Below are 21,565 nucleotides of genomic sequence, written 5' to 3'. Positions count from 1 at the left end.
TTCAGGTAAATCCGGATCCTCAAGGCCGAGAGGCGAGACGAACTGACTACGGTCAGGAAGTCATCGATGCCACGCTTCCAGGAAAAGCCTCTAAGCTTCAGATACTGTGAGACCGTACCCCAAACCGACACAGGTGGTCAGGTAGAGAATACCAAGGCGCTTGAGAGAACTCGGGTGAAGGAACTAGGCAAAATGGTGCCGTAACTTCGGGAGAAGGCACGCCGCATTAGGGTGAAGGTCCTCGCGACCGGAGCCTGACGCGGTCGAAGATACCAGGTGGCTGCAACTGTTTATTAAAAACACAGCACTCTGCAAACGCGCAAGCGGACGTATAGGGTGTGACGCCTGCCCGGTGCCGGAAGGTTAAGTGATGGTGTTAGCTCACGCGAAGCTCCTGATCGAAGCCCCGGTAAACGGCGGCCGTAACTATAACGGTCCTAAGGTAGCGAAATTCCTTGTCGGGTAAGTTCCGACCTGCACGAATGGCGTAATGATGGCCACGCTGTCTCCACCCGAGACTCAGTGAAATTGAAATCGCAGTGAAGATGCTGTGTACCCGCGGCTAGACGGAAAGACCCCGTGAACCTTTACTACAGCTTCACACTGGACGCTGATGTTGCTTGTGTAGGATAGCTGGGAGGCTTTGAAACCCTGTCGCCAGATGGGGTGGAGCCAACCTTGAAATACCAGCCTGGCATCATTGGCGTTCTAACTCAGGACCGTAATCCGGTTCGAGGACCGTGTGTGGTGGGTAGTTTGACTGGGGCGGTCTCCTCCCAAAGAGTAACGGAGGAGCACGAAGGTACCCTCAGCACGGTTGGAAATCGTGCAGTGAGTGCAAGAGCATAAGGGTGCTTAACTGCGAGACAGACACGTCGAGCAGATACGAAAGTAGGTTCTAGTGATCCGGTGGTTCTGTATGGAAGGGCCATCGCTCAACGGATAAAAGGTACTCCGGGGATAACAGGCTGATACCGCCCAAGAGTTCACATCGACGGCGGTGTTTGGCACCTCGATGTCGGCTCATCACATCCTGGGGCTGAAGTCGGTCCCAAGGGTATGGCTGTTCGCCATTTAAAGTGGTACGCGAGCTGGGTTTAGAACGTCGTGAGACAGTTCGGTCCCTATCTGCCGTGGGCGTTGGAGATTTGAGAAGCGCTGCTCCTAGTACGAGAGGACCGGAGTGGACGTACCTCTGGTGTTCCGGTTGTCACGCCAGTGGCATTGCCGGGTAGCTATGTACGGACGGGATAACCGCTGAAAGCATCTAAGCGGGAAGCCCCCTTCAAGATGAGATCTCCCTGAGGCCTTGAGCCTCCTAAAGGACCCAGCAAGACCAGCTGGTTGATAGGCCGGGTGTGGAAGCGCTGCAAGGCGTTGAGCTAACCGGTACTAATGGTCCGTGAGGCTTGACCATATAACACCCAAAGGGTTTTGGTCGATGATGTCTCGAATCAATTGACGGATACGATGAAGCGTATCGTCAGCATGATATACATTGCCTTTTTCCGCCTGACGACCATAGCGAGTGGGAACCACCTGATCCCTTGCCGAACTCAGAAGTGAAACCGCTCAGCGCCGATGGTAGTGTGGGGTCTCCCCATGCGAGAGTAGGTCATCGTCAGGCATTTATTCAGAAGAAGCCCAATTCCGAGAGGAGTTGGGCTTTTTCGCATGCATGGGAAGACCCCGCTTTTTATATGTGGGGCCGCACTGCGTGCGGTCCGGCCGCTCGCAGGCTCGCGTCGTTCGTCCCCCCTTGCAGCTTCGCTGCAAAAGCTCGGGGTGACTCACCCCCATGCGACTACCCTGTCGGGAACAGGGGAGAACCGCCGCAGGCGGGCCTTGAGGAACGAAGGGCGAGTCTCAGGGATGAGACGAGTAGAAACATTGTTACCTTGGTGGCGTCATCCGGCAGTCTTCGGGGGCAGAGCGGCGGCCTGGACGAGCGAGCGGAGGGTCTACCCCGACGTCAGGCATTTATTCAGAAGAAGGCCCAATTCCGAGAGGAGTTGGGCTTTCTTTTTGTAAAGAGCGTCGGGGTGACTCACCCCCATGCGACTACCCTGTCGGGAACAGATCAGTCATGTATCACGAAGAAGCCCGCTTCCGAGAGGAGGCGGGCTTCCTGGTTTCAGGCAAGTTTCAGCAAGACGGCTGTCGCGGCTCTGTGCCTAGAACGCGATGGTGGAGACGACCAGTTGGCTCGCTTGCAGCGAACGCAGGCCCAGGCGGTCGCCGGGTTCGATGACCAGAAGATCACCGGCCGCGAGTACCTCGCCGGAGACGAGCTCCACACGACCACTGATCAGGTACCAGGCTCGAAGTAGTGCGGGTTCCGGTGACAGGTGCAGGGTTTCCTGTTCGCGGAGCAACTGGTGTGTGAGGTAGCCGCGACTGCCGTATCTCACCATCAGGTTGAAGTCGCGATAGAGCCCCTGGCTCAGGGTTTGCCAGGCGCCGTCGAAGGTGTCGACTTCGAAGCGCCTGAGGTCCCTGGAGCGGTGCCCTTGATGCTCAAGGTGGGCCGCGCCTTCCAATACCATGAGATGTCGTTCGTAGCCTGCCAGTGGGGTGAACAGGCACTCTTCGGACTCTACCGTGGCGGTGCTCAGGCGGACCTGAAAGTTCCGGTCAGCATAGTCACTGTCAACGGGAGCGATGAACAGCTCCCGCGTCGTGCCGCCGGACCAGAGGCGCGCGGGTGTCTCGGATGAGCGTCGAATGATCATGGGAGGTTGGCCAGCGAGTGCTGCGCCTCCTTTTGCCAAGGATCGTTTCATCGTCTCAAGGGTTTAAGTCGACGTGCTTGATCTGGCTCAAGAGATGCTGGGGTAGAGCGACTCTCGCTCGGCGCTGACTCCCGAATCGCAACAGTACGGCGAAAAAATTGTGCTTACATCAAAATGATAGTTCTACGCCCGCATAGAAGGAACGGTCTGGCGCCGGTTCGAAATAGCGGTCGTTGCTGGCATTGATGCGGACATTGGCATAGTGGTCTTCGTCAAACAGATTGCGGATGCCGAGGTAGGTCGACAGTATCTGGTTGCCGCCCAGTCGCCAGCCGTCACCCGCACGAAGGTTGACCAGCCAGTAGCTGTCGACGTCTACCCGGTTGGCATTGTCCGCGACCATGTCGCCCACATACTGGGTTTCCAGGGTGGCAAAGTAACGGGTGTCCTGGCTACCTATCCCGTACCAGGTGAGCTGGTTGACCCAGGTTGTCTCCGGAAGCCCGGGCAGACGGTTGCCGTCCAGGCCACTACCGGAAACCTGGTCGAACTCGTAGCGTGCCAGGGTCAGGGCGGTATTGAGCTCCAGACGCGCCGAGGGCTGCCATCCTAGCGCGACTTCGAGCCCGTCGCGGCTGGTGTCGCCAAGGTTTTCGTAGAAGGTACGATCGCTGCCATCGATCTCGTAGGGGACCAGTTCATCGTCGACGTCGATCGAGAACAGGGTGACGTCGTAATCCAGTCCGGTGGGCAGGGTGCCGCGCACCCCGAGCTCACGGCTCCAGCTCTCCTGGGGCTCGACGTCGGGGTTGAAGCCACCACCTGCGGGATTGGCAAACTCCGAGAAGGTCGGTGTCTCGAAGGCGGTGGAGGTGTTGGCGTAGACCTGGTGCAAGGGATGGAAGCGGTAGCTGATTCCCAGGCTTCCATTGGTTTCGTGGAAGGTGCGTTCACCGCTCTGGTCGCCATCGTTGTCGTAGTCGTCATCGATTTCCATGTCGATGCGATCGAAGCGTCCGCCGGCCGACAGTGTCCAGTGCTCATTCAGGGCAAGGTCGCCCTGGGCGAAGATACCCAGGCTGGTCGCCGTCTGGGTCTCGTCGGCCACTTCTCCCGTCACGCTGCCATCGAAGGCTACATCGCGGCGATGGCGGTCGTCTTCCTGGCGAGCGCCGTCGATACCCACCATGCTGTCCAGCGTCATGCCGGCGAGGTTGAAGCGTTGGTGATATTCGGCGCTGCCACCGAAGTGGTGACGTCGGTAGTCGATCAAGCTGTCGCCCGGATAGGGCAATTGCTGTTCGAAGTCTCGCCAGGTGGTAAATCCCTTGAGGTAGAGCTCCCCGGGGCCGAAGCCAAGATCCTCGTACTGCAATCCCACGACCTGCTGGTCCACCTTCTGGCCGGTGTCGTAGTCCTCGGTGAAGCGGCCCGCCTGTCGGCGATCTTCATCGACCTGGTCCTGGGTCAGACCACCAGGATCTTCGGAACGGGGGTTGTCGAGCAGGTTGATGATGGCGGTGAGACGGCGTTGATCGCCCATATCCCGTGACAGGCTGGCGTTCAGCAAGCGCTTCTCGGTGCGGCTGTGATCCCGATAGCCGGCCAGTTCCAGTCGCGAGGCACCCAGGTGGTAGGCCCAGCCGTCGTGCTCGCCGCCGGTGGAAAGGGATTGCTTGTTGTAGCCGTCGCTACCGATACCGGCACGTATCGTCGTCGAGTCGTCACCTTCGTCACGCCCGTCCGCCGTCGTGACCGAAATGACACCACCGGCGGCATTGCCGTACTGAACCGCCGCCGGTCCCCTGATGACCTCGATCTGTTCTGCGTTGTCCAGGTCGATGGCATCGAGCTGGGCCTGGCCATCGGGGAGGGTGTAGGGAATACCGTCCACCAATATGGTGATGCCGCGCACACCGAAGGGAGCGCGGGCACCAAAGCCCCTGATGGAGACACGAGCACCCTGGGCGAAGTTGTCGCGATTCTGGATGAACACCCCAGGCACTCGAACCAGGGATTCATCGAGACGGACCCGCTGCTGACCTTGATGGATGTCGTCTTCATCGACCATCGAGACAGCCATCGGGGTGGTGAGTAGCTCGCGCTCCAGGCGCGGCGCCGACACCGTCAACACGGGTTGCTGCAGCTCGACGGCGCGGTCGTCGGTTGCGGCAGTCTGTGCGGTGACAGGCGTTGTCAGCGGGAGCAGCAGCAGGGCGGCGGCCGGGCGAGAGGTCATCAGGTTCATCCTTGAACGGCGAGGCGAGAAGGGAGTGGTGGCTCGAAAGAGCATCTTTATCGTTTAAGCACAATTCTAGAGAAGTCGCATCCTTGGCACCACTCTGGTGAAGAGAGCCTGGTTCCCGTCGGTGCAGGCCTTCCGCTAGACCAAAGTCGCTTTTCGTTGTGTGGCCAGGTAGTTTATCTTTTGAACTGAAAAAACGAACAGAAGTTCACTATGCGAACGAGCGCCGCTGGTCGAGTTGCCGGAAACGGTGTCGAGCGAGAGACCAATAATGAGCGCGCGTCGCCGATAACGATAAAGTCCGGAGGATCCCCATGAAGACCCCCCTCGCGTGCCTGATGGCCGCATCCCTGACGGCCCTTTCCTGTGCCTCGGTTCAAGCGGCGACCACGCTGCGCATGGCCCACTTCTGGCCTGGTGCCTCTGATATCAATACCCAGATCTTCGAGCAGTGGGCCAAGGCGGTGGAGGAAGACTCCGGCGGTGATCTGCGTGTTCAGGTCTTCCCTTCCGGTACCCTGGCCAAGGCTGACGACATCTATGAGGCGACCGTAAACGGCATCGCCGATATCGGCGCCACCGCTCAGGGCTATACCGCCGGGCGCTTCCCGCTGTCGCAGATCGTCGAACTCCCCGGGGTGGCCGATTCCGCGATACAGGGTTCATGCATCCTGCAGACCCTGTACGACGATGGCGGCCTGGGGGGAGAGTACGACGACACTCGCGTGTTGTTCATGTTCACCACCGGTCCCGGCTACATCCATACCGTGGATACCGACGTCCAGGTACCGGCTGATCTGGAAGGGCTGCGAATCCGTCGCCCGACCGCGGTGGCAGGCGATATCCTCGAAAACATGGGGGCAAGCCCGGTAGGCATGCCTGCCCCGGATATCTATACCTCCATGCAGCGGGGCGTGCTCGATGGCTTGAGCTTTCCCTGGGAAGGCATGAAGGGGTTTCGTATCAACGAGCTGGTCGAATACCACACCCAGGTGCCGTTCTATTCGCTGATCTTTGTGGCGACCATGAGCCAGCGTGCCTACGATCGGCTGACGCCGGAGCAGCAGGCGGTCATCGATGCCAACTCCGGCATGCAGTGGGCACTCAATGCGGGGGAGGTGTTCCACGCCATCGACGAGGTGGGGCGGCAGGAAGCGGTGGACGCCGGCCACACCATTCGGGTGGTCGATGCGCCCCTCGACAACGCCGACTGGGCGCCGCCGCTCCAGCAGGGCATCGAGGATTACCTGAGCGGACTCGAGGAGCGCGGCTTGAGCCAGGCGCATGACGTCTATCAGGCGGCGCTGGCGGCACGTGAAAGCTGCGCCGGGACGGAGTGACGCCATGCAACCCTTTCTGGAAGGGGGCAGCCGTTGGCTGGCCCTGGTCTGTCGCTGGGTGGCGGGCGGCTGTCTGATACTGATGCTGGCGGTGACCATCGCCGACGTGGTGACACGCTACCTGCAGCGTCTGACCGATGGCGCTATCTCCTTTCAGGTCTTCGGTAGCGTCGAACTGGTCAGCTACCTGATGCTGTTTGCCTTGCTGGCGGCCATGTCGGCCAGCGTGGAGAAGAGCCAGGTGGTGGTCGAGGCCTTTTCCCACCGTCTTCCTGCGTCCATCGCAGCGCGCCTGCATGGCGTCTATCTGCTGGGCTTTGCGGTGCTTGGCGGGGTGCTGGCGACGGGCCTGGTGGGTGCGGCCCACGCCGCTGTCGAGTACGGCGAGGTCACCCAGGACCTGAGGATCTCGCTCGGGCCGATCTATCTTGTCGCTGCAGTGCTCAGTGGTCTGCTGGCGTTGCGCAGCCTGCTGCACGCGCTCCTGGGGGCGCTGTTCGGCCAGAGTGCGGAGGTGTCCCATGGCGACTGAGACGATCGGCGGGTTCGGGCTGCTGCTGTTGCTGGTGTTGATGATCCTGCGGGTGCCGGTAGCTCTGGCGATGCTGCTGGTCGGTGTCGGTGGTTTTGCCACCATCATCGATCTCGGCGCGGCGGTATCGATGTTGAAGTCGGTGCCGGTGGAGGTGTTGTCCAACTACAGCTTCAGCGCGATTCCGATGTTCATCCTGATGGGCGTACTGGCGGCGCATTCAGGCATGGCCGGCAAGCTTTTCCAGTCGGCTCGGGTGATCTGCGGTGGCTGGAAGGGCGGCCTGGCGATCGCCGCCGTCGGTTCCTGTGGCGTCTTTTCGGCGATTTCCGGATCTTCTCTGGCCACCGCCAGCACCATGACCCGGGTGGCCCTGCCGGAGATGGAGCGATACGGCTACCATCGTGGCCTGGCCACCGGGGCGCTGGCCGCGGGCGGCACCCTAGGCATCATGATTCCGCCCAGTATCGCCCTGCTGATCTATGCCATCCTGACCGAGCAGTCGGTGGGTGACATGTTCATGGCGGGTCTGGTGCCCGGGCTCCTGGGACTGGTGCTGTACGCCCTGACCGTCAGCGTGGTCATGCGGGTCAAGCCGGAACTGGCGGTGGCAGGGGAAGCGACGGGCTGGGGCGAGAAGCTTGCCTCGCTCGGCGGGCTGGTGCCCTTCTTCGCGGTCTTCCTGGTCATGATCCTGGGCATCTACCTGGGCATCTTCACTCCCACCGAGGGGGCCAGTGTCGGTGCCTTTGCCACCCTGATCTACGCCTTGGTCAAGGGGCTGCGTGCACGGGAGCTGTGGTCTGCGGTCCAGGAGACCCTGGCGCTGTCGGCGGTGGTGTTCTTCATGCTGGTCGGTGCCGAGGCGCTGGGCTACTTCATTTCGCTCTCACGCATCTCGTTCTCCATCAGCGACAGTCTGTTTGCCATGGAGCTGACGCCCTTCGTTGTCGTGCTGTGCATCCTGGCCATGTACTTCCTGCTCGGCATGTTCATGGACTCGATCGCCATGCTGGTGATCACGGTGCCGATGGTGTTCCCGATCATTCAGAGCCTGGGTATCGACCCGGTGTGGTTTGGCATCGTCACGGTGCTGACGGTCGAGTTGGGGCTGATCACGCCGCCGGTGGGGATGAACGTCTTCGTGATCAAGGCCATGGCGCCCCATGTGGGACTGGGAGAGATCTTCCGAGGCGTCTCTCCCTTTATCGTGTCTGACTTTGTGCGCCTGGCTCTGTTGCTGTTGTTCCCGACCTTGAGCACCCTCTTTTTGCTGTAGTCGGCATCGAAGCGGCGGCCAGTATTACGCTCAGCTCACCCCAAGCCCGCCATACGGCGGGCTTTTTTGATGCATTTAATGTCGGTTGGATGAGGTTTCTGATATGACGCTCTAGTCCAATATGAGCCTTTGTGGGAGGCGCGTTTCACTAAGCTTGCAGCGTGACACCATCGTAATGACGCGAGGGCTTGACGTGAGTGCGCGCAATATTTTTGTGGTGGGGCTGAACGATGACAATCATGAGCGTCTGCTGCGCTTGAAGGGTGCCGAAGAATGGCGCTTTCACCGAATTATTGCGCCGGAGGCGGTCTATGACACCGAAGAATTCGATATTCCCGCGATGCTCGAGGAAGCCGGCCAGACCCTGGACCGATTCGGCAGGCCGATAGACGCGATCATCGGCTATATGGATTTTCCGGTATCCACGATGCTGCCGATCCTGTGCAAGCGATTCGGTACCCGATCGACGTCGCTGGAAAGCTTGCTGAAGTGTGAGCACAAGTACTGGAGCCGTTGCGTTCAGCGCGAGGTGGTGCCGCAGTACATCCCCGGATTCACCGCCTTCGACCCCTTCGACGAGGCGGCGTTGGGCCAGATCGGTGCGGCGGGGCTGTCCTTTCCCTTCTTCGTCAAGCCGATCAAGTCGTCGGGCTCACGGCTCGGTTTTCGCATCGAGACGCCGGAAGACTTTGCGCTTGCCATTGACCGTCTGAAGGCGGAGATCGGTTCCATCGCCGAGCCGTTCAACAGCGTGCTGGATCAGGCCAACCTGCCTCCGGAGATCGCGGCGATCGATGGCCATTACTGCATGGCCGAGGAAATCATCGGCGGCTGGCAATGCACGCTGGAAGGCTACGTCCACGATGGCGAGGTCGTGGTCTATGGTGTGGTCGACTCGATTCGCTACCCAGGGGTGTTGAGCTTCTTCCACTATCTGTACCCCTCGGCCCTGCCACAAAGGGTTCAGCAGCAGATGATCGACGCCACCCGCCTGGTCATGACCCGCACCGGCTTCGATCAATCCGCGTTCAACGTCGAGTTTTTCTGGGACGAACTCCAGGATCGCATCTGGCTGCTCGAGATCAACACACGCATTTCCCAGTCACATTGCGACCTGTTCGAGAAGGTCGACGGGATAAGCCATCAGCAGGTGACGGTGGACCTGGCGCTGGGGCAGCGTCCGAGACTGCCCCACCGGGAGGGCGCCTACGCGGTCGCGGCCAAGTTCTTCTACCGCGTGTTCTTCCATGACGCCACCGTCGAACGGGTTCCCTCGGCGCAGACCCTCGCACAACTCGAACAGGACTACCCCAGCACGGTGATCAGTCTGCAGGTGGAGGAGGGGCAGCGTCTGTCGAGCCTGCCAGAACAGGATAGCTACAGCTTTGCATTGGCCTATATTTGGATGGGGGGCGACGACTATCAGACGCTGCTTCGTCGCTATCAGCAACTGGCGGCCCGACTGACCTTCGCATTCGGCGATATCGATAGTTGAGTCGGCGCGCCGCCGCTGTACCGAGCGTCACCGAGAGCGCTGGAGTGGCCAGGTTGCAGGGGTAGGGCGATCTCGGCAGAGCGGTATGGACAGGGCGATCTCGACAGGGTGAGCTTGAAGCCAGTGCAAGGAGCGACGATGCGGGTGGTCAGCGATTTTCCGCGCAAGGTGATGGAGCAGGAAACCTGGATTCCACTGGCCGACGGCACGCGGCTGGCTGCCCGTATCTGGCGGCCGGTCGACGCCGACGATGATCCGGTGCCGGCGATCCTCGAGTACCTGCCTTATCGCAAGCGTGACCTGACCGCGGAGCGAGACGCTCAGGTGCATCCTTACTGGGCCGGGCATGGCTATGCCGGGGTTCGCGTCGATATCCGAGGCACCGGCGAATCCGATGGCGTACTGACCGACGAGTACCTGCAGCAGGAACTGGACGACGGGGTGGCGGTACTCGAGTGGCTGGAACGCCAGCCCTGGTGTACGGGAAGTGTCGGCATGGTCGGTATTTCCTGGGGGGGGTTCAACGGCCTGCAGATCGCCGCCATGCGCCCACCGCAGCTCAAGGCGGTCATCACCATCTGTTTTACCGATGACCGCTACGCCGATGATATCCACCATATGGGTGGCTGCCTGCTGGCCGACAATCTTTCCTGGGCGTCGACCATGTTCGATGGCAATGCCATCCCGCCCGACCCGGCGCTGGTGGGTGGCGACTGGTTCAGGATGTGGCTCGATCGCCTGGACGGCAGCGGCCTCTGGCTTTCGCGCTGGCTTCAGCACCAGCGACGTGACGACTACTGGAAACATGGCTCGGTGTGCGAGGACTACAGCCGTATCCAGGTGCCGGTGTACGCCATCAGCGGCTGGGCGGATGGTTACTGCAACGCCGTCTTCCGGCTGCTGGCCGGTTTGACCTCGCCACGCAAGGGGCTGGTGGGCCCCTGGGCTCACAAGTACCCCCACCTCGGGGTACCGGGGCCGGCCATCGGCTTCCTGCAGGAAGGGCTACGGTGGTGGGACCACTGGCTGAAGGACCAGGATACCGGGATCATGGACGAACCGATGCTGAGGGTCTGGATGCAGCAATCGATGCCGCCATCGGCGCGCTACAGCGCTCGTCCCGGTCGCTGGGTCGCCGAGCCGAGCTGGCCCTCTCCCCACATCATGTCCCGGAGCTGGCGGCTGACCAGCGGACATGACCTGCGTGGCGAGGACGGCACCGACGCGAAGGACGGCGATGACGACGAGAGCCTGGATATCCGCTCGCCGCTGTCGGTGGGCCTGTATGCCGGCAAGTGGTGTTCCTACAACGCACCGCCGGATCTGCCTCACGACCAGCGTGACGAGGACGGCGGCGCCCTGATTTTCCAGACGCCCCGGCTCGAGCAGGATCTGGAAATCTGTGGTGCCCCATCGGTGCAGCTGGAACTGTCCGCCGACCAGCCGGTGGCGATGGTGGCGCTGCGTCTTGTCGATATCGCCGAAGACGACAAGGCGACACGGGTGTCCTATGGGGTGCTCAACCTGACCCATCGTGACAGCGACGAACACCCGGAGCCTCTGGTGCCGGGGCGCCGCTACCGCGTGACGGTGTGTCTCAAGCATATTGCCCAGCAGTTTCCGGCGGGGCACGCCATCCGGCTGGCGATCTCGACCAGCTACTGGCCGCTGGTATGGCCTGCGCCAAGGCCGGTACGCCTGACACTGTGGCCTGGTGCCTGTCGCCTGGTGCTGCCGACCAGGGTCCCCAGGCCGGCGGAAGAAGCGGCTCTGCGCCCCTTCGAGGAGCCGGAAGGGGCGCCACCGCTGGCCAAGACGCTGCTGCAACCTTCCCAGGAAAGCTGGAAGGTGATCCGAGATCTGGCCAATGACCAGACCACACTGGAGGTGTTCCACGACGAGGGCAGCTACCGGCTGGACGATATCGCGCTGGACATCTCCGGCTCGGTGACAGAGCGCTACAGCTATTCCTACGGCAACTACGACAGTGTTACCGGCTGGACCGAGTGGCAACGTACCTTCCGCCGGGGGGACTGGGAGATCCACACCCTGACCCGCACTCGGCTGACCAGCGACGCCGATAGCTTTCGGGTGCGTGCCACCCTGGACGCCTGGCAGGGCGATACTCGAGTCTTTTCGCGAAGCTGGGATGAGGTCTTCCCCCGGGATCTGGTCTAGGGCTTGTCTGAAAAGTGCCTGCGCTCGGTAATACGGCGTTAAAAATCGTCTGGTACGCCAGCCCGGTCAAAATGCTCATTTACACCCCGTAAACTGCGCTTTCTCACCGATTTTTGCCTTGTCTAACCTTCGCTCGTCGACTTTTCGGACAGCGCCTAGGGCGAGCTTGGCGATCCGTCGCCTTGACGATGGAACTGGCGGCGGCGGAAGTCGCGGGGAGCCACTCCGCTGAGCCGCTTGAAGAAGCGGGTGAAGTAGGCGGGCTCGGAAAAGCCCAGGCCATCGGCGATCTGGGCGATGGTCAGGTTGGTATAGGTCAACTCGCGCTTGGCTTCGAGCAGCAGACGCTGGTGCAGCACCGACAGGGCGCTTTGGTCCGCCAGGCGCCGGCACAGGACGTTGAGGTGGGCCGCGCTGATGTCCAGCTCGCGCGACATTTCCTCGATGCTCGGCTGCTGGCGAAAGCGCCGCTCGATCAGTGCCTGGTAGCGGGCCAGGTGACCGTGGCCGGGATCGGTGCTCACGGCAGACCTGGCCCGGGTGGCCGGATGCGTCGCCAGGCGAGCCGCTTCCACCGTCAGCGCCTGGATCAAGGCGTCGAGCAGCACGTCGCGGTCCCGTGCCGGCCGTCGGTATTCCCCGTCGATATGTTCCACCAATGCCTGCAGTCGGTGTCTGGCGTCGGCTAGTGCAGTGACTCCCGCACTGCGCCAGACCCTGCTGGCGTCCGGCAGTACCTGCTCGAGGTGGCTGACCAGCGGTGCCGCCAGGGTCAGGATGTGGCCCTGGATGTTCGGGGCGAAGGCAAACCCGTGAATGGTGAGCGCAGGTACCAGGATCAGCAGCGGGGCGGCCCGCCGTTGCCGGCTGTCTTCCAGTTGCAGTTCGACCTCGCCCGCGTACAGCAGCAGCAGGTGAGTCAGGTCGACGTGGCGGTGAGGATGGATGCGCCAATCGTGGAGCCGACTGCGTTCGGCGATGGACTCGCAGTGCAGCAGGTCGGGGGTCGGCCAGCTACCGGTTTCCCCGTAAAGGGTAAAGGTGGGAACCGCTGACGATATCGTGGTGGACGGGGTCTCGGGGTTCATGGTCCGCGCTCCTGGCGGTTGCCGGGGAGGTGATTGAGCGTGACTACGACAAATGTCAGGGTAGATTCCGCGAAAAGTCCAGTTTGTGGCGAGGAATATGCCTTATCTGGGGTGGTGTTTCAGCGAAAAATACAAGGCATAACCATAACGTTCCGCTGACGAGGTAGCCACCATGACGACAACATCTTCCCCCGAGCGTATCGATAGTGAACTCACGACCCAGGTCGCCATCATCGGGGCCGGGCCCTCCGGACTGCTGCTGGGGCAACTGCTCAGCCGGGCCGGGATCGACAATGTGATCGTCGAACGCAAGAGCGGCGACTATGTGCTGGGACGTATTCGTGCCGGGGTGCTCGAGCAGGGCATGGTCGACCTGCTGCGTGAAGCCGGCGTCAGCGAACGCATGGATGCCGAGGGCCTGCCCCACGACGGCTTCGAGCTTGCCTTCGACAACCGCCGGGTACGCGTCGACCTTGCGGGGCACACCGATGGCAAGCAGGTGATGGTGTACGGCCAGACCGAAGTCACCCGGGACCTGATGGAAGCACGCGAGCGAGAAGGCGGCATCAGCTACTACGAGGCCAGCGACGTCACCCCCCATGATCTGGATAGCGAGTCGCCCTCCCTCACCTTTCAGCATGAAGGCAAGGGGTACCGTCTGCGCTGTGCCTATGTGGCCGGGTGCGATGGATACCACGGCGTGTCACGCCAATCGATCCCGCAGGAGCGCCTGAAGACCTTCGAGCGGGTCTATCCGTTTGGCTGGTTGGGGCTGTTGTCCGACACGCCACCGGTGACCGATGAGCTGATCTACGCGCGCCACGAGCGGGGCTTCGCCCTGTGCAGCATGCGGTCGGAGAATCGCAGCCGCTACTACGTGCAGGTGGGCCTCGATGAGAAGGTCGAAGACTGGTCCGATGAGCGTTTCTGGGACGAACTGAAACGGCGCCTGCCGGATGACGTGGCCGAGACTCTGGTGACGGGACCTTCGATCGAAAAGAGCATCGCACCGCTGCGCAGCTTCGTGGTCGAGCCGATGCAGTACGGTCGCCTGTTTCTGGTGGGTGACGCCGCCCATATTGTGCCGCCCACCGGTGCCAAGGGGCTGAACCTGGCGGCGAGTGACGTCAACACCCTGTATCGCCTGCTGGTGAAGGTGTTTAACGAAGGGCGCAGCGATCTGATCCCGCGCTACTCCGAGGTGTGCCTCAAGCGTATCTGGAAGGCCGAGCGCTTCTCCTGGTGGATGACGTCGATGCTGCATCGTTTCAGCGACGAGGAAGACTTCGAGGCGCGCATGCAGTTGGCGGAGCTCGACTATCTGACCGGCTCGACAGCGGGCCTGACCACCATCGCCGAAAACTACGTGGGGCTGCCCTACGAACCCCTGGAGTAGCGTCATAGAGGTATCTGCCGGCGAGGGACCTGCGAGGGAAAAGCGGCTCTCGGTCAGGGGCAATACCGACATCGGGGCATCGACAGGGAAAGGTGCAATGGGGTCGACGTTGACCTGGTGAGGGCTCGGCGCATGTCCTGCCGCTAGGCAGCTTCCGGTGCATCGCGTAAGGTCGTGATTCTGCTTCCCGGTCGATGTCGAACCCCATGAAACAAGAGCGCTTGACCCCATTTCAGATCCTGATTCTGATCCTCTCCTTTTACGTGCTTGGTGCCATGGCGGTGCAGGAGCTGAATGACCTGCCGCCGGAGGTCGATGACCTGATTTTCAAGTTGGACCTGGTGGTCTGCGGCTTCTTCTTTGCCGACTTCTGCATCCGGTTCCACCGTGCGGAAAGCAAGTGGCGCTTTATGCGCTGGGGCTGGATCGATCTGCTGGCGAGCATCCCGGTGAGCTTCTTCATGGCTGGCCGTCTGGTGCGCGTAGTGCAGATCATCCGCATGCTGCGCGCGATCAAGTCGGTACACCTGATCTGGAACCTGCTGTTTCGCAACAAGGCCAAGGGCATCTTCGCCTCGGTGGCCTCGGCCACGGTACTGCTGTTGATCTTCGGCTCGGTGGTGATCCTGGTGGTGGAAGGCCCCAACCCGGAAAGCGCCATCGATACCGCCGAAGAGGCTTTGTGGTGGGCCTTCGTCACCGTCACCACGGTGGGGTACGGCGATTACTATCCGGTGACGTCGCTGGGACGGGTCGTGGCGGCGCTGTTGATGGTGGCCGGTGTGGGTCTGTTCGGTAGCTTCGCGGCCTACGTCGGTTCACTGTTCATCGATGATCAGGAGGACGAGTCCGAACGGCTGCATCGGGTCAATCGAGACATGCTGCGAGAGTTGCACCGCGAGGTGCTAGAACTCAAGGCCGAGGTGGTGGCCCTGAGGGGGGCACTCGATGCCAGCAGCGACGCCCCGTCAAGCGGGCAGGTTGCCCGCGAAGACCGGGCAGGCGGGTCAGATCAGGTGCCCGAGCCCGGTCCCGAACGGCTGCCGGGAGGCGATCCGCGCGAGTGACGCACACTCGCCGCTGCATCGCCCGCCGGGTGCTTCACTTGACCTCATACTGGCCTTCCCAAACGCGGGCATCGTCCTGACCGGGGGCTCGGGTGGTCGCCCCAGGCGTGATGTCGTCGGCATGATCGGCGCGGTAGGCCTCCATGCGCTTCTTCATGCGGTGACGCACCAGCGGCATCAGCGCCAGTCCCACCAGGCTCAGCACCAGGGCCATCATGGTGGCCAGCACCAGGGTGATGGCGCCGACCAGGGTGGCGAGAGCCAGCTTGAAGCCACCCATCCGGCGGGTGGGGCGTGCCTGGCGAGCGCGTTGCTGCCAGCGGGACGCCGCCCTCCAGGCGGCGTTGTGCTGGTAGTCGTCGGTGCTGAAGGAATGATCAGTCGTCATGCTGGACTCCGGTCACGTCAAAGGTATGGCGATCGAGGCGGACCTCGAGCTCCTGGTGCTGGGCGTCGTAGCCTTCGATCTCGATATCACCTGTACGGTCGACATCCAGCGAGCTGAACAGTTCCAGGCCGGCCGACTGGGCGGCGTCCAGCGCCTTGCCGACATCGTCGCCGCTGAGGCTCCAGGTCGGGATTTCGCTCTGGCGCCGCTGTTCGCCCAGCAGGCTGCCGTCGCTGAGGTCCATGTCGACGTCCAGGCGCCAGCCGTCGTCGCGCCAGCCTTCCGCCTCGAAACGATCGCCGTCGTCGATACCCAGCTCATCGTAGTGGGTGAAGCCGTACTCCCCGGTGCTGGCCAGCAGGCGGTCGATCTCCTCCCGGTTGACGGCTTCATCGTCGGCCATGGCGGTGGTGGCGAGGGTGCCGCTCAAGGTCAGGGCGGCCAGGCTCAGGGTGACAGTCTTGTTCATGCTGGGGACTCCATTCGCTGTTGAGGTAAGCTCACCGTGTGCTTGGTGATCTCGGCGAGTGGGACCATCCTGACAGGGGGGACCTGTCGCCAGCCTGACGGGATCGTTCATCTTTCATTCATCTGCAGTGGGTCAGACTTCGCCTCATGACCTCCAAGACACTTTTCTTGCTATGCACGTCCGTGATGGCCGCGAGCCTGGCCCAGGCCCCGCGCCCGAGTGACGACGTCAGCCTCGCGGCGCTGGCGAGCGAGTCGCTGGGAATCAGTTTCGCCCGCGCGGATGACGACTGGCGTGACTTGCACCAAGAGGTGCGTGAAGGCCGGCTGGTGGCGTTGCCGACGCTGCTGGACTGGCTCGATGAGCGCTACGACGGTCAGGTGCTCGAAGTGGAGCTCGAACGTGACGACGGCAGAATCCTCTACGAGATCGAACTGGTCGGCGCTCAGGGACAGGTCGTGGAGTTCGAGTTCGACGCGGGCAGTGGTGAGCTGTTGAGCATCGAAGGGGTCGGCATCGATGCCATGCAGCGCCCCTCGCCGCAGAACACGGACTAGCCCGCGGGGATCACCGCAATACAGGGATTACGCCGGAGGAGGGGTGGCATGAAGATTCTGCTGGTCGAGGATGACCAGGCGCTGAGCGAAGCGCTCGCCGCCTCCCTCGAGGAAGGCGGGCTGCTGGTGGAAGTCGCGGCGACCGGAGGCGAGGCGGATTTTCTGCTGCGCACCGAGCGCTACGACGCAGTCGTGCTCGACCTGGGACTGCCGGATGGCGATGGCACGCGCTGGCTGGCCCAGTGGCGCGACGACGACATCGACCTGCCGGTACTGGTGCTGACCGCGCGAGAGCGCTGGTCCGACAAGGCTGCGGGCTTTTCTGCCGGGGCCGACGACTACGTCACCAAACCCTTCGAGACCGCCGAAGTCATGTTCCGGCTGCGGGCCCTGGTGCGCCGCAGCCACGGCCACGCCCACCCGGTGCTCAGCGCCGGGGCGCTCAGCTTCGACACCCACACGGGGGCCGTGACGCTGGCCGGCAGGCCGGTGGCGCTGACGGCTCAGGAGTCACGGTTGTTGTCCTACCTGATGCACGCCCGCGAGCGGGTGGTCAGTCGCGCCGAGCTGGCCGAGCACGTCTACGACCGTGACCATGAACCCGATTCCAACGTCATCGACGTCCAGATAAGTCGCCTGCGGCGCAAGCTCGGCAGCGAGCGGATCGAGACACGGCGCGGCGAGGGCTATCGCCTGGTGACCCCGGCGGGAGAGGATGCGCCGTGACGCCGCCGCGCGGTTCGCTGACCCGGCGGCTGCTGCTGGCGTCGCTGGTGCTGGTGCTGGTGATCCTGCCGCTGGTCGGCGGTGGGCTGTCCTACAGCTTTCGCGAATCCGCCTCGGCCTCGTTCGACGAACGCCTGTCGTCGATGCACCGGGTGCTGCTGGCGGCCCTGGATCGGGATCCCCAGAGCGGTGCCCTGGTGGTCAACGACAGTCTCGGCGATGCGCGCTTCGATCAGGTGTTCTCCGGTTGGTACTGGCAGATCAGCGACGGCGAGCGCCTGTCCCGGGGCTCACGTTCGCTATGGGATCAGCGCCTGCCGATCACCGCCTCCCCGGACACCGTCTGGCGCACCATCGAAGGGCCTCGTGGGCAGTGGCTGAGGCTGGTCGAGCGTTCCCTCAGGCTGTCGGGACATCCCCACCCCGTTCACGTCAGCCTGGCGGTCAGCCGTCAGGAGCTCGATGCCGAAGTGGCACGCTTCGAATGGCTGCTATGGCTGTCGCTGCTTGGGCTCGGCGTGCTGTTGCTGACCGGTCTGGCGCTGCAGATCCGCTGGGGGCTGGCGCCCTTGAGGTCGCTTCACGCGGATCTGGCGGCGGTCAAGGGCGGCCAGCGGGAGCGCCTCGATACCCGGCTGCCGACCGAGCTCGCGGAACTGGCGGTGACCATGAACGAGGTGCTCGACCATGACCGGCGGCTGATCGAGCGCGGTCGCGCCACCGCCGGCAATCTGGCCCACGCGCTCAAGACGCCGGTCAGCGTATTGATGACCCAGGCGGAACGCCTTCCCGAGACCGAGCGAGCCAGGATGCGCCAGGAGCTAGGACGTATCGATGCTGCCGTGCGCCACCACCTGGCCCGTGCCAGCGCCGTCGGCAGCGCCGCCCTGGCCGCCAGGGTACGTCTGGCCAGGGTGCTGGCGCCGGTGCTGGACGGCCTGTCTCGGCTGGCCACGCGTCGCGGTATCCGTCTCGAGACCCGCGTGGCGGATGGGCTGGCGCTGCGCATCGATCCCAACGATCTGCAGGAGCTGACCGGCAACCTGCTGGAGAACGCCATCGACTGGGCGCGTACCCGGGTCGAGCTCGATCTCTGGCTCGAGAGGGACAGCGTGCGCCTGCGGCTGGAAGATGACGGTCCGGGCATGAGCGCGCAAGAGCGTGAGGCGGTACTCAAGCGCGGCGTGCGTCTGGATGAGCGCCGCCCCGGCAGTGGGCTGGGGCTTTCCATCGTCGAGGAACTGGTGTCACTGTACGGCGGTACGATGACCCTGGATCGTGCGGCGCTTGGTGGACTGAGGGTAAGCGTCACGCTGCCCGGCGGCTTGCTGGAAAAGGCGCCAGCCGAGTAAGCCTGCGTTGTGCCGGTGTCCCTGGCTTGCGATGATGCAGGCTGTACGATCAGCCAGAGAGACGATGCGTGGACAAGTTCGAGGTCAAGCTGGACCAGGCCGCACGAGCCGCCTGGCTTTCCTATGTGGGTGGACAGACGCAGGATGAGATCGCCGCACAGCTTGGGGTCTCCCGGCCGGGCGTGCAGCGACTGCTGGCGCTGGCCAGGCAGGAAGGCCTGGTCAAGGTCCATATCGACCACCCCGTGGCCCACTGCACCGCACTGTCCCAGGCCATCCGTGAACGCTTCGAACTGGACTACTGCGACGTGGTGCCTGCGTCCGCCACCGCTGAGGACAGTACCCCCTACCTGGCGGTGGCCGGCGCCGAGCGTCTGTCACGCATCATCGAGCGCAGCGAGCCGCAGACCCTGTCGCTGGGCTCCGGCCGCTCGATTCGTGCGACGGTGGAGGCCCTGAGCCGGATCGACCGTCCACGTCATCGCTTCGTCTCACTGGTCGGTAACGTGGCCAGGGACGGCTCGTCCAACCGCTACGACGGGGTCATGGTGGCGGCGGACAAGACCGGTGGCGAGCGCTACCTGCTGCCGACGCCGGTGGTCGCCAGTTCGGTCGAGGAGAAGCGGGCGCTGGCGGCACAGCCGCTGTTCCGCGCCATCGGCGAGGTGGCCGAGCAGGCCAGCGCGGCCTTCGTCGGGGTAGGGCGGATCGATCGCCAGGCGACGCTGTTTCAGGATCATTTCATCAGCGAGTCGGAACTCGACGAGCTGCTGGCGCTGGACGCCGTGGGAGAGCTGGTGGGCTGGCCGATGGATGCCGATGGCCGGTTGATCGACTGCTCCACCAGTCAGCGAGTGACCAGCCTGCCGCTGACCACGCTGAAGCGTCAGGCGATGGTGGCGGTGGCCGGTGGCCGCGACAAGGGGCCGGCCATCCTGGCCGCGCTGCGCGGCGGCTGGCTGACCAGTCTGATCACCGACGATCAGGCGGCGCGCTATATCGTCGAGCGCCTTTCCTCGCAAATCTAGGCAGCACGGCTGCTGTATCGTCGAGCGCCTTTGCCTGGCCCCCTTCCTGGCGCCCTTCCTGACACCCTCGCGCCCCGGCGGCTCGCCGGGGCGCGAGGGTGTTGTCTGACGCGCTTCTTCGTCACTTCGTGTGGATCTGGCCTGCTTGCCTTCATGCCTTCACGCCTGCTGGTGCTGCAACTGCTGCTCCTTGCGCGCGGTGATCGCCTTGAGCTTGAGCGATGCCAGCATCCCGACGATGCCCATGCAGGCGATGTAGCCGAAGTACAGCTGGTAGGCGGTGACCGCCTCGAAGCGTGCCGACAGGAAGCCGTAGATCTGCGGCAGGAAGATGTCCGGGGTGTAGGCGAGCAGCGAGATTACGCCGATGGCCAGTCCCGCCACCTCCATGGAAATATCGCAGTCGTCGAGTATCGCCCAGTACAGTCCGCGCAACGCATAGGTGAGCACACCTATCATCAGCACCACCGCCAGCAAGGCCACCGTGCCTACCGAGGTCGGCATCAGGATCAAGGTGGCCAGAAAGGCGGTGGCGCCTAAAAACAGCAGTGCCAGCACATTGGTCTTGCCGAAGCGGTCACCGAGAAAGCCGGCGGTGATGCCGCCGATAGGGCGCATCCACAGCTTGGCCACGGTGATGGCGCCGGCGGCGACGGCGGTGACGCCATATCCCTCCTGGACATAGGCCGAGAAGGAATAGGTCGCCCAGAACAGCTGGTAGCCGCACAGGATGATAAGCGCAACCAGCCACAGCGCCGGAATCGACGCCAGATGCTTGAGGTCGGCGAGTACATTGCCGCTGGTCTTGATCTTCTTGGCGCGTATCTCGGAGCCGTCATGGCGAGTGAAGAAAATGAAGGTCAAGGCGGCGATCACCAGACAGGTGAACGAATACATGTAGACCACCACCTTGAGCGCCTCGGTGGTGTTGTCCTGCTGGTCGTTGAGGTAGTAGGCGAACAGGCTGATCGCAATGGTTGCCAGGATCGCCTCGATCAGTCCGCGCCCGCCATCGAGGATACCGAAGAAGCGGCCCTGCTCGTCTTTCTTGGCCAGCATCTTCACCCCCTTCAGCATCGCCGACCAGAAGGTCAGCCCCGAGGTCAGTCCCCAGCCGAGAAAGACCATCGTCAGCATGACGCCGGAAGGGATGGTCGCGAACAGTAATCCGAGCAGCCCGGTGCCGGCCATGGAGACCGTCACCAGCAGGCGGGGCGAGAACTTGTCGGCGAGCCAGCCGCTGGGCAGGTAGCACAGGAAGAACACGACACCCAGCATGGAATAGAAGTTACCGAGTTCACTCGAGGTGATGTTGAAGACCTCGAGGATCGGTGTTTCGAAATTCTGGCGCAGGTAGAGCAGGGGATAGATGGACCCGGCCGCCAGCAGCATCAGACTGAACTGGAAGTAGCGCTTGCGATTGGACTTGTTGGCGATGGCCGGAGGCAGAGCAGCGTGGTCTGGCATTGTTGTGGCTCCCTCGATCCAGGATCGATTGGCGTGGCATGCGTGGTGGCGTGGGGCCTGCAGGCATGCTCGGCGAGGCCCTGGCCGGCGCTTCACGCAAGGGCCCCGGGGCACCGGACGAGAAGGCAGGGAAATAAATGACAGGTCGCGCGGTGGATCTGCAGAAGTGCCGCAAAGGACGCATCGAACTGCCGGATCAGCGATCGATCGAAGCCTAGGAGGCGGG

17 protein-coding genes and 2 rRNA genes are annotated in these 21,565 nt (G+C 62.9%); 13 read left to right on the top strand and 6 right to left on the bottom strand.

The window, feature by feature from the left end; all coding sequences use genetic code 11:
* Together EBB56_RS07415 and rrf are read left to right on the top strand one after the other, a co-directional pair.
* A 23S ribosomal RNA gene (locus EBB56_RS07415) occupies nucleotides 1-1,417 on the top strand; the annotation flags it as partial.
* A 94-nt stretch (nucleotides 1,418-1,511) separates the two neighbouring features.
* A 5S ribosomal RNA gene (gene rrf / locus EBB56_RS07410) occupies nucleotides 1,512-1,627 on the top strand.
* A gap of 547 nt (nucleotides 1,628-2,174) precedes the next feature.
* Here the strand turns inward: rrf and EBB56_RS07405 are convergent.
* Nucleotides 2,175-2,732 carry a HutD family protein gene (locus EBB56_RS07405; protein ID WP_185696400.1) on the bottom strand — a complete coding sequence of 186 codons (558 nt, stop codon included), beginning with the start codon at nucleotides 2,730-2,732 and terminating at the stop codon, nucleotides 2,175-2,177.
* A 169-nt stretch (nucleotides 2,733-2,901) separates the two neighbouring features.
* A complete protein-coding gene (locus EBB56_RS07400; protein WP_124803598.1) occupies nucleotides 2,902-4,971 on the bottom strand; it encodes a TonB-dependent receptor in 2,070 nt (689 codons plus the stop codon).
* Nucleotides 4,972-5,291: 320 nt separating this feature from the next.
* On the opposite strand from EBB56_RS07400, the gene EBB56_RS07395 reads away from it, so the two are divergent.
* The 5 genes from EBB56_RS07395 to EBB56_RS07375 all read left to right on the top strand — a co-directional run bounded on the left by EBB56_RS07395 (nucleotide 5,292) and on the right by EBB56_RS07375 (nucleotide 11,801).
* Nucleotides 5,292-6,317 carry a TRAP transporter substrate-binding protein gene (locus tag EBB56_RS07395; protein ID WP_124803596.1) on the top strand — a complete coding sequence of 342 codons (1,026 nt, stop codon included), beginning with the start codon at nucleotides 5,292-5,294 and terminating at the stop codon, nucleotides 6,315-6,317.
* Between the two features lie 4 nt (nucleotides 6,318-6,321).
* Entirely contained in the window at nucleotides 6,322-6,849 is a 528-nt protein-coding gene (locus tag EBB56_RS07390) for a TRAP transporter small permease (protein WP_124803594.1), read from the top strand.
* Nucleotides 6,839-8,128, top strand: coding sequence for a TRAP transporter large permease (locus tag EBB56_RS07385; protein ID WP_124803592.1), 1,290 nt, complete (start codon nucleotides 6,839-6,841; stop codon nucleotides 8,126-8,128). The genes EBB56_RS07390 and EBB56_RS07385 overlap by 11 nt, the downstream gene beginning before the upstream one ends.
* Before the next feature lie 193 nt (nucleotides 8,129-8,321).
* On the top strand, nucleotides 8,322-9,623 hold the full coding sequence (locus EBB56_RS07380; protein WP_124803590.1) for an acetyl-CoA carboxylase biotin carboxylase subunit family protein: 1,302 nt from the start codon (nucleotides 8,322-8,324) through the stop codon (nucleotides 9,621-9,623).
* 138 nt (nucleotides 9,624-9,761) lie between these two features.
* Entirely contained in the window at nucleotides 9,762-11,801 is a 2,040-nt protein-coding gene (locus tag EBB56_RS07375) for a CocE/NonD family hydrolase (RefSeq protein ID WP_124803588.1), read from the top strand.
* Between the two features lie 155 nt (nucleotides 11,802-11,956).
* Here EBB56_RS07375 and EBB56_RS07370 read toward each other — a convergent pair whose 3' ends face one another.
* The gene (locus EBB56_RS07370) at nucleotides 11,957-12,889 is read right to left on the bottom strand and encodes a helix-turn-helix domain-containing protein (protein WP_108132226.1); all 933 of its coding nucleotides are present in this window, start codon (nucleotides 12,887-12,889) and stop codon (nucleotides 11,957-11,959) included.
* Nucleotides 12,890-13,061: 172 nt separating this feature from the next.
* Between EBB56_RS07370 and pobA the strand changes: the two genes are divergently transcribed.
* Complete coding sequence (pobA, locus tag EBB56_RS07365; RefSeq protein ID WP_124803586.1) at nucleotides 13,062-14,285, top strand: 4-hydroxybenzoate 3-monooxygenase; 1,224 nt, start codon at nucleotides 13,062-13,064, stop codon at nucleotides 14,283-14,285.
* Nucleotides 14,286-14,506: 221 nt separating this feature from the next.
* Nucleotides 14,507-15,352 (top strand): ion transporter, encoded by an 846-nt coding sequence (locus tag EBB56_RS07360; RefSeq protein ID WP_260425302.1) that lies wholly within the window; start codon nucleotides 14,507-14,509, stop codon nucleotides 15,350-15,352.
* Between the two features lie 34 nt (nucleotides 15,353-15,386).
* Here the strand turns inward: EBB56_RS07360 and EBB56_RS07355 are convergent, their stop codons facing one another.
* A complete protein-coding gene (locus EBB56_RS07355; RefSeq protein WP_124803582.1) occupies nucleotides 15,387-15,740 on the bottom strand; it encodes a hypothetical protein in 354 nt (117 codons plus the stop codon).
* Nucleotides 15,730-16,209: a PepSY domain-containing protein gene (locus tag EBB56_RS07350; protein WP_185696399.1), complete on the bottom strand. Its 480-nt coding sequence runs from the start codon at nucleotides 16,207-16,209 to the stop codon at nucleotides 15,730-15,732. The genes EBB56_RS07355 and EBB56_RS07350 overlap by 11 nt, the downstream gene beginning before the upstream one ends.
* 167 nt (nucleotides 16,210-16,376) lie before the next feature.
* Here EBB56_RS07350 and EBB56_RS07345 point away from each other — a divergent pair, with 167 nt between their 5' ends.
* The 4 genes from EBB56_RS07345 to EBB56_RS07330 all read left to right on the top strand — a co-directional run bounded on the left by EBB56_RS07345 (nucleotide 16,377) and on the right by EBB56_RS07330 (nucleotide 19,872).
* A complete protein-coding gene (locus EBB56_RS07345; protein ID WP_240184325.1) occupies nucleotides 16,377-16,766 on the top strand; it encodes a PepSY domain-containing protein in 390 nt (129 codons plus the stop codon).
* 48 nt (nucleotides 16,767-16,814) lie between these two features.
* Entirely contained in the window at nucleotides 16,815-17,492 is a 678-nt protein-coding gene (locus EBB56_RS07340; RefSeq protein ID WP_045994628.1) for a response regulator transcription factor, read from the top strand.
* The gene (locus EBB56_RS07335) at nucleotides 17,489-18,844 is read left to right on the top strand and encodes a sensor histidine kinase (RefSeq protein WP_124803578.1); all 1,356 of its coding nucleotides are present in this window, start codon (nucleotides 17,489-17,491) and stop codon (nucleotides 18,842-18,844) included. Before EBB56_RS07340 ends, EBB56_RS07335 begins: the two co-directional genes overlap by 4 nt.
* A gap of 68 nt (nucleotides 18,845-18,912) precedes the next feature.
* Entirely contained in the window at nucleotides 18,913-19,872 is a 960-nt protein-coding gene (locus tag EBB56_RS07330) for a sugar-binding transcriptional regulator (RefSeq protein WP_045994626.1), read from the top strand.
* A 159-nt stretch (nucleotides 19,873-20,031) separates the two neighbouring features.
* Here EBB56_RS07330 and EBB56_RS07325 read toward each other — a convergent pair whose 3' ends face one another.
* Nucleotides 20,032-21,339 (bottom strand): nitrate/nitrite transporter, encoded by a 1,308-nt coding sequence (locus EBB56_RS07325; protein WP_124803576.1) that lies wholly within the window; start codon nucleotides 21,337-21,339, stop codon nucleotides 20,032-20,034.
* Between the last annotated feature and the right edge of the window lie 226 nt (nucleotides 21,340-21,565).

The sequence above is a fragment of the Halomonas sp. YLB-10 genome (assembly GCF_003856855.1).
Taxonomy (GTDB): domain Bacteria; phylum Pseudomonadota; class Gammaproteobacteria; order Pseudomonadales; family Halomonadaceae; genus Halomonas; species Halomonas litopenaei.
The sequence above is the reverse complement of the archived record's forward strand: the minus strand, read 5'-3'. Positions and strand labels throughout refer to the sequence as shown.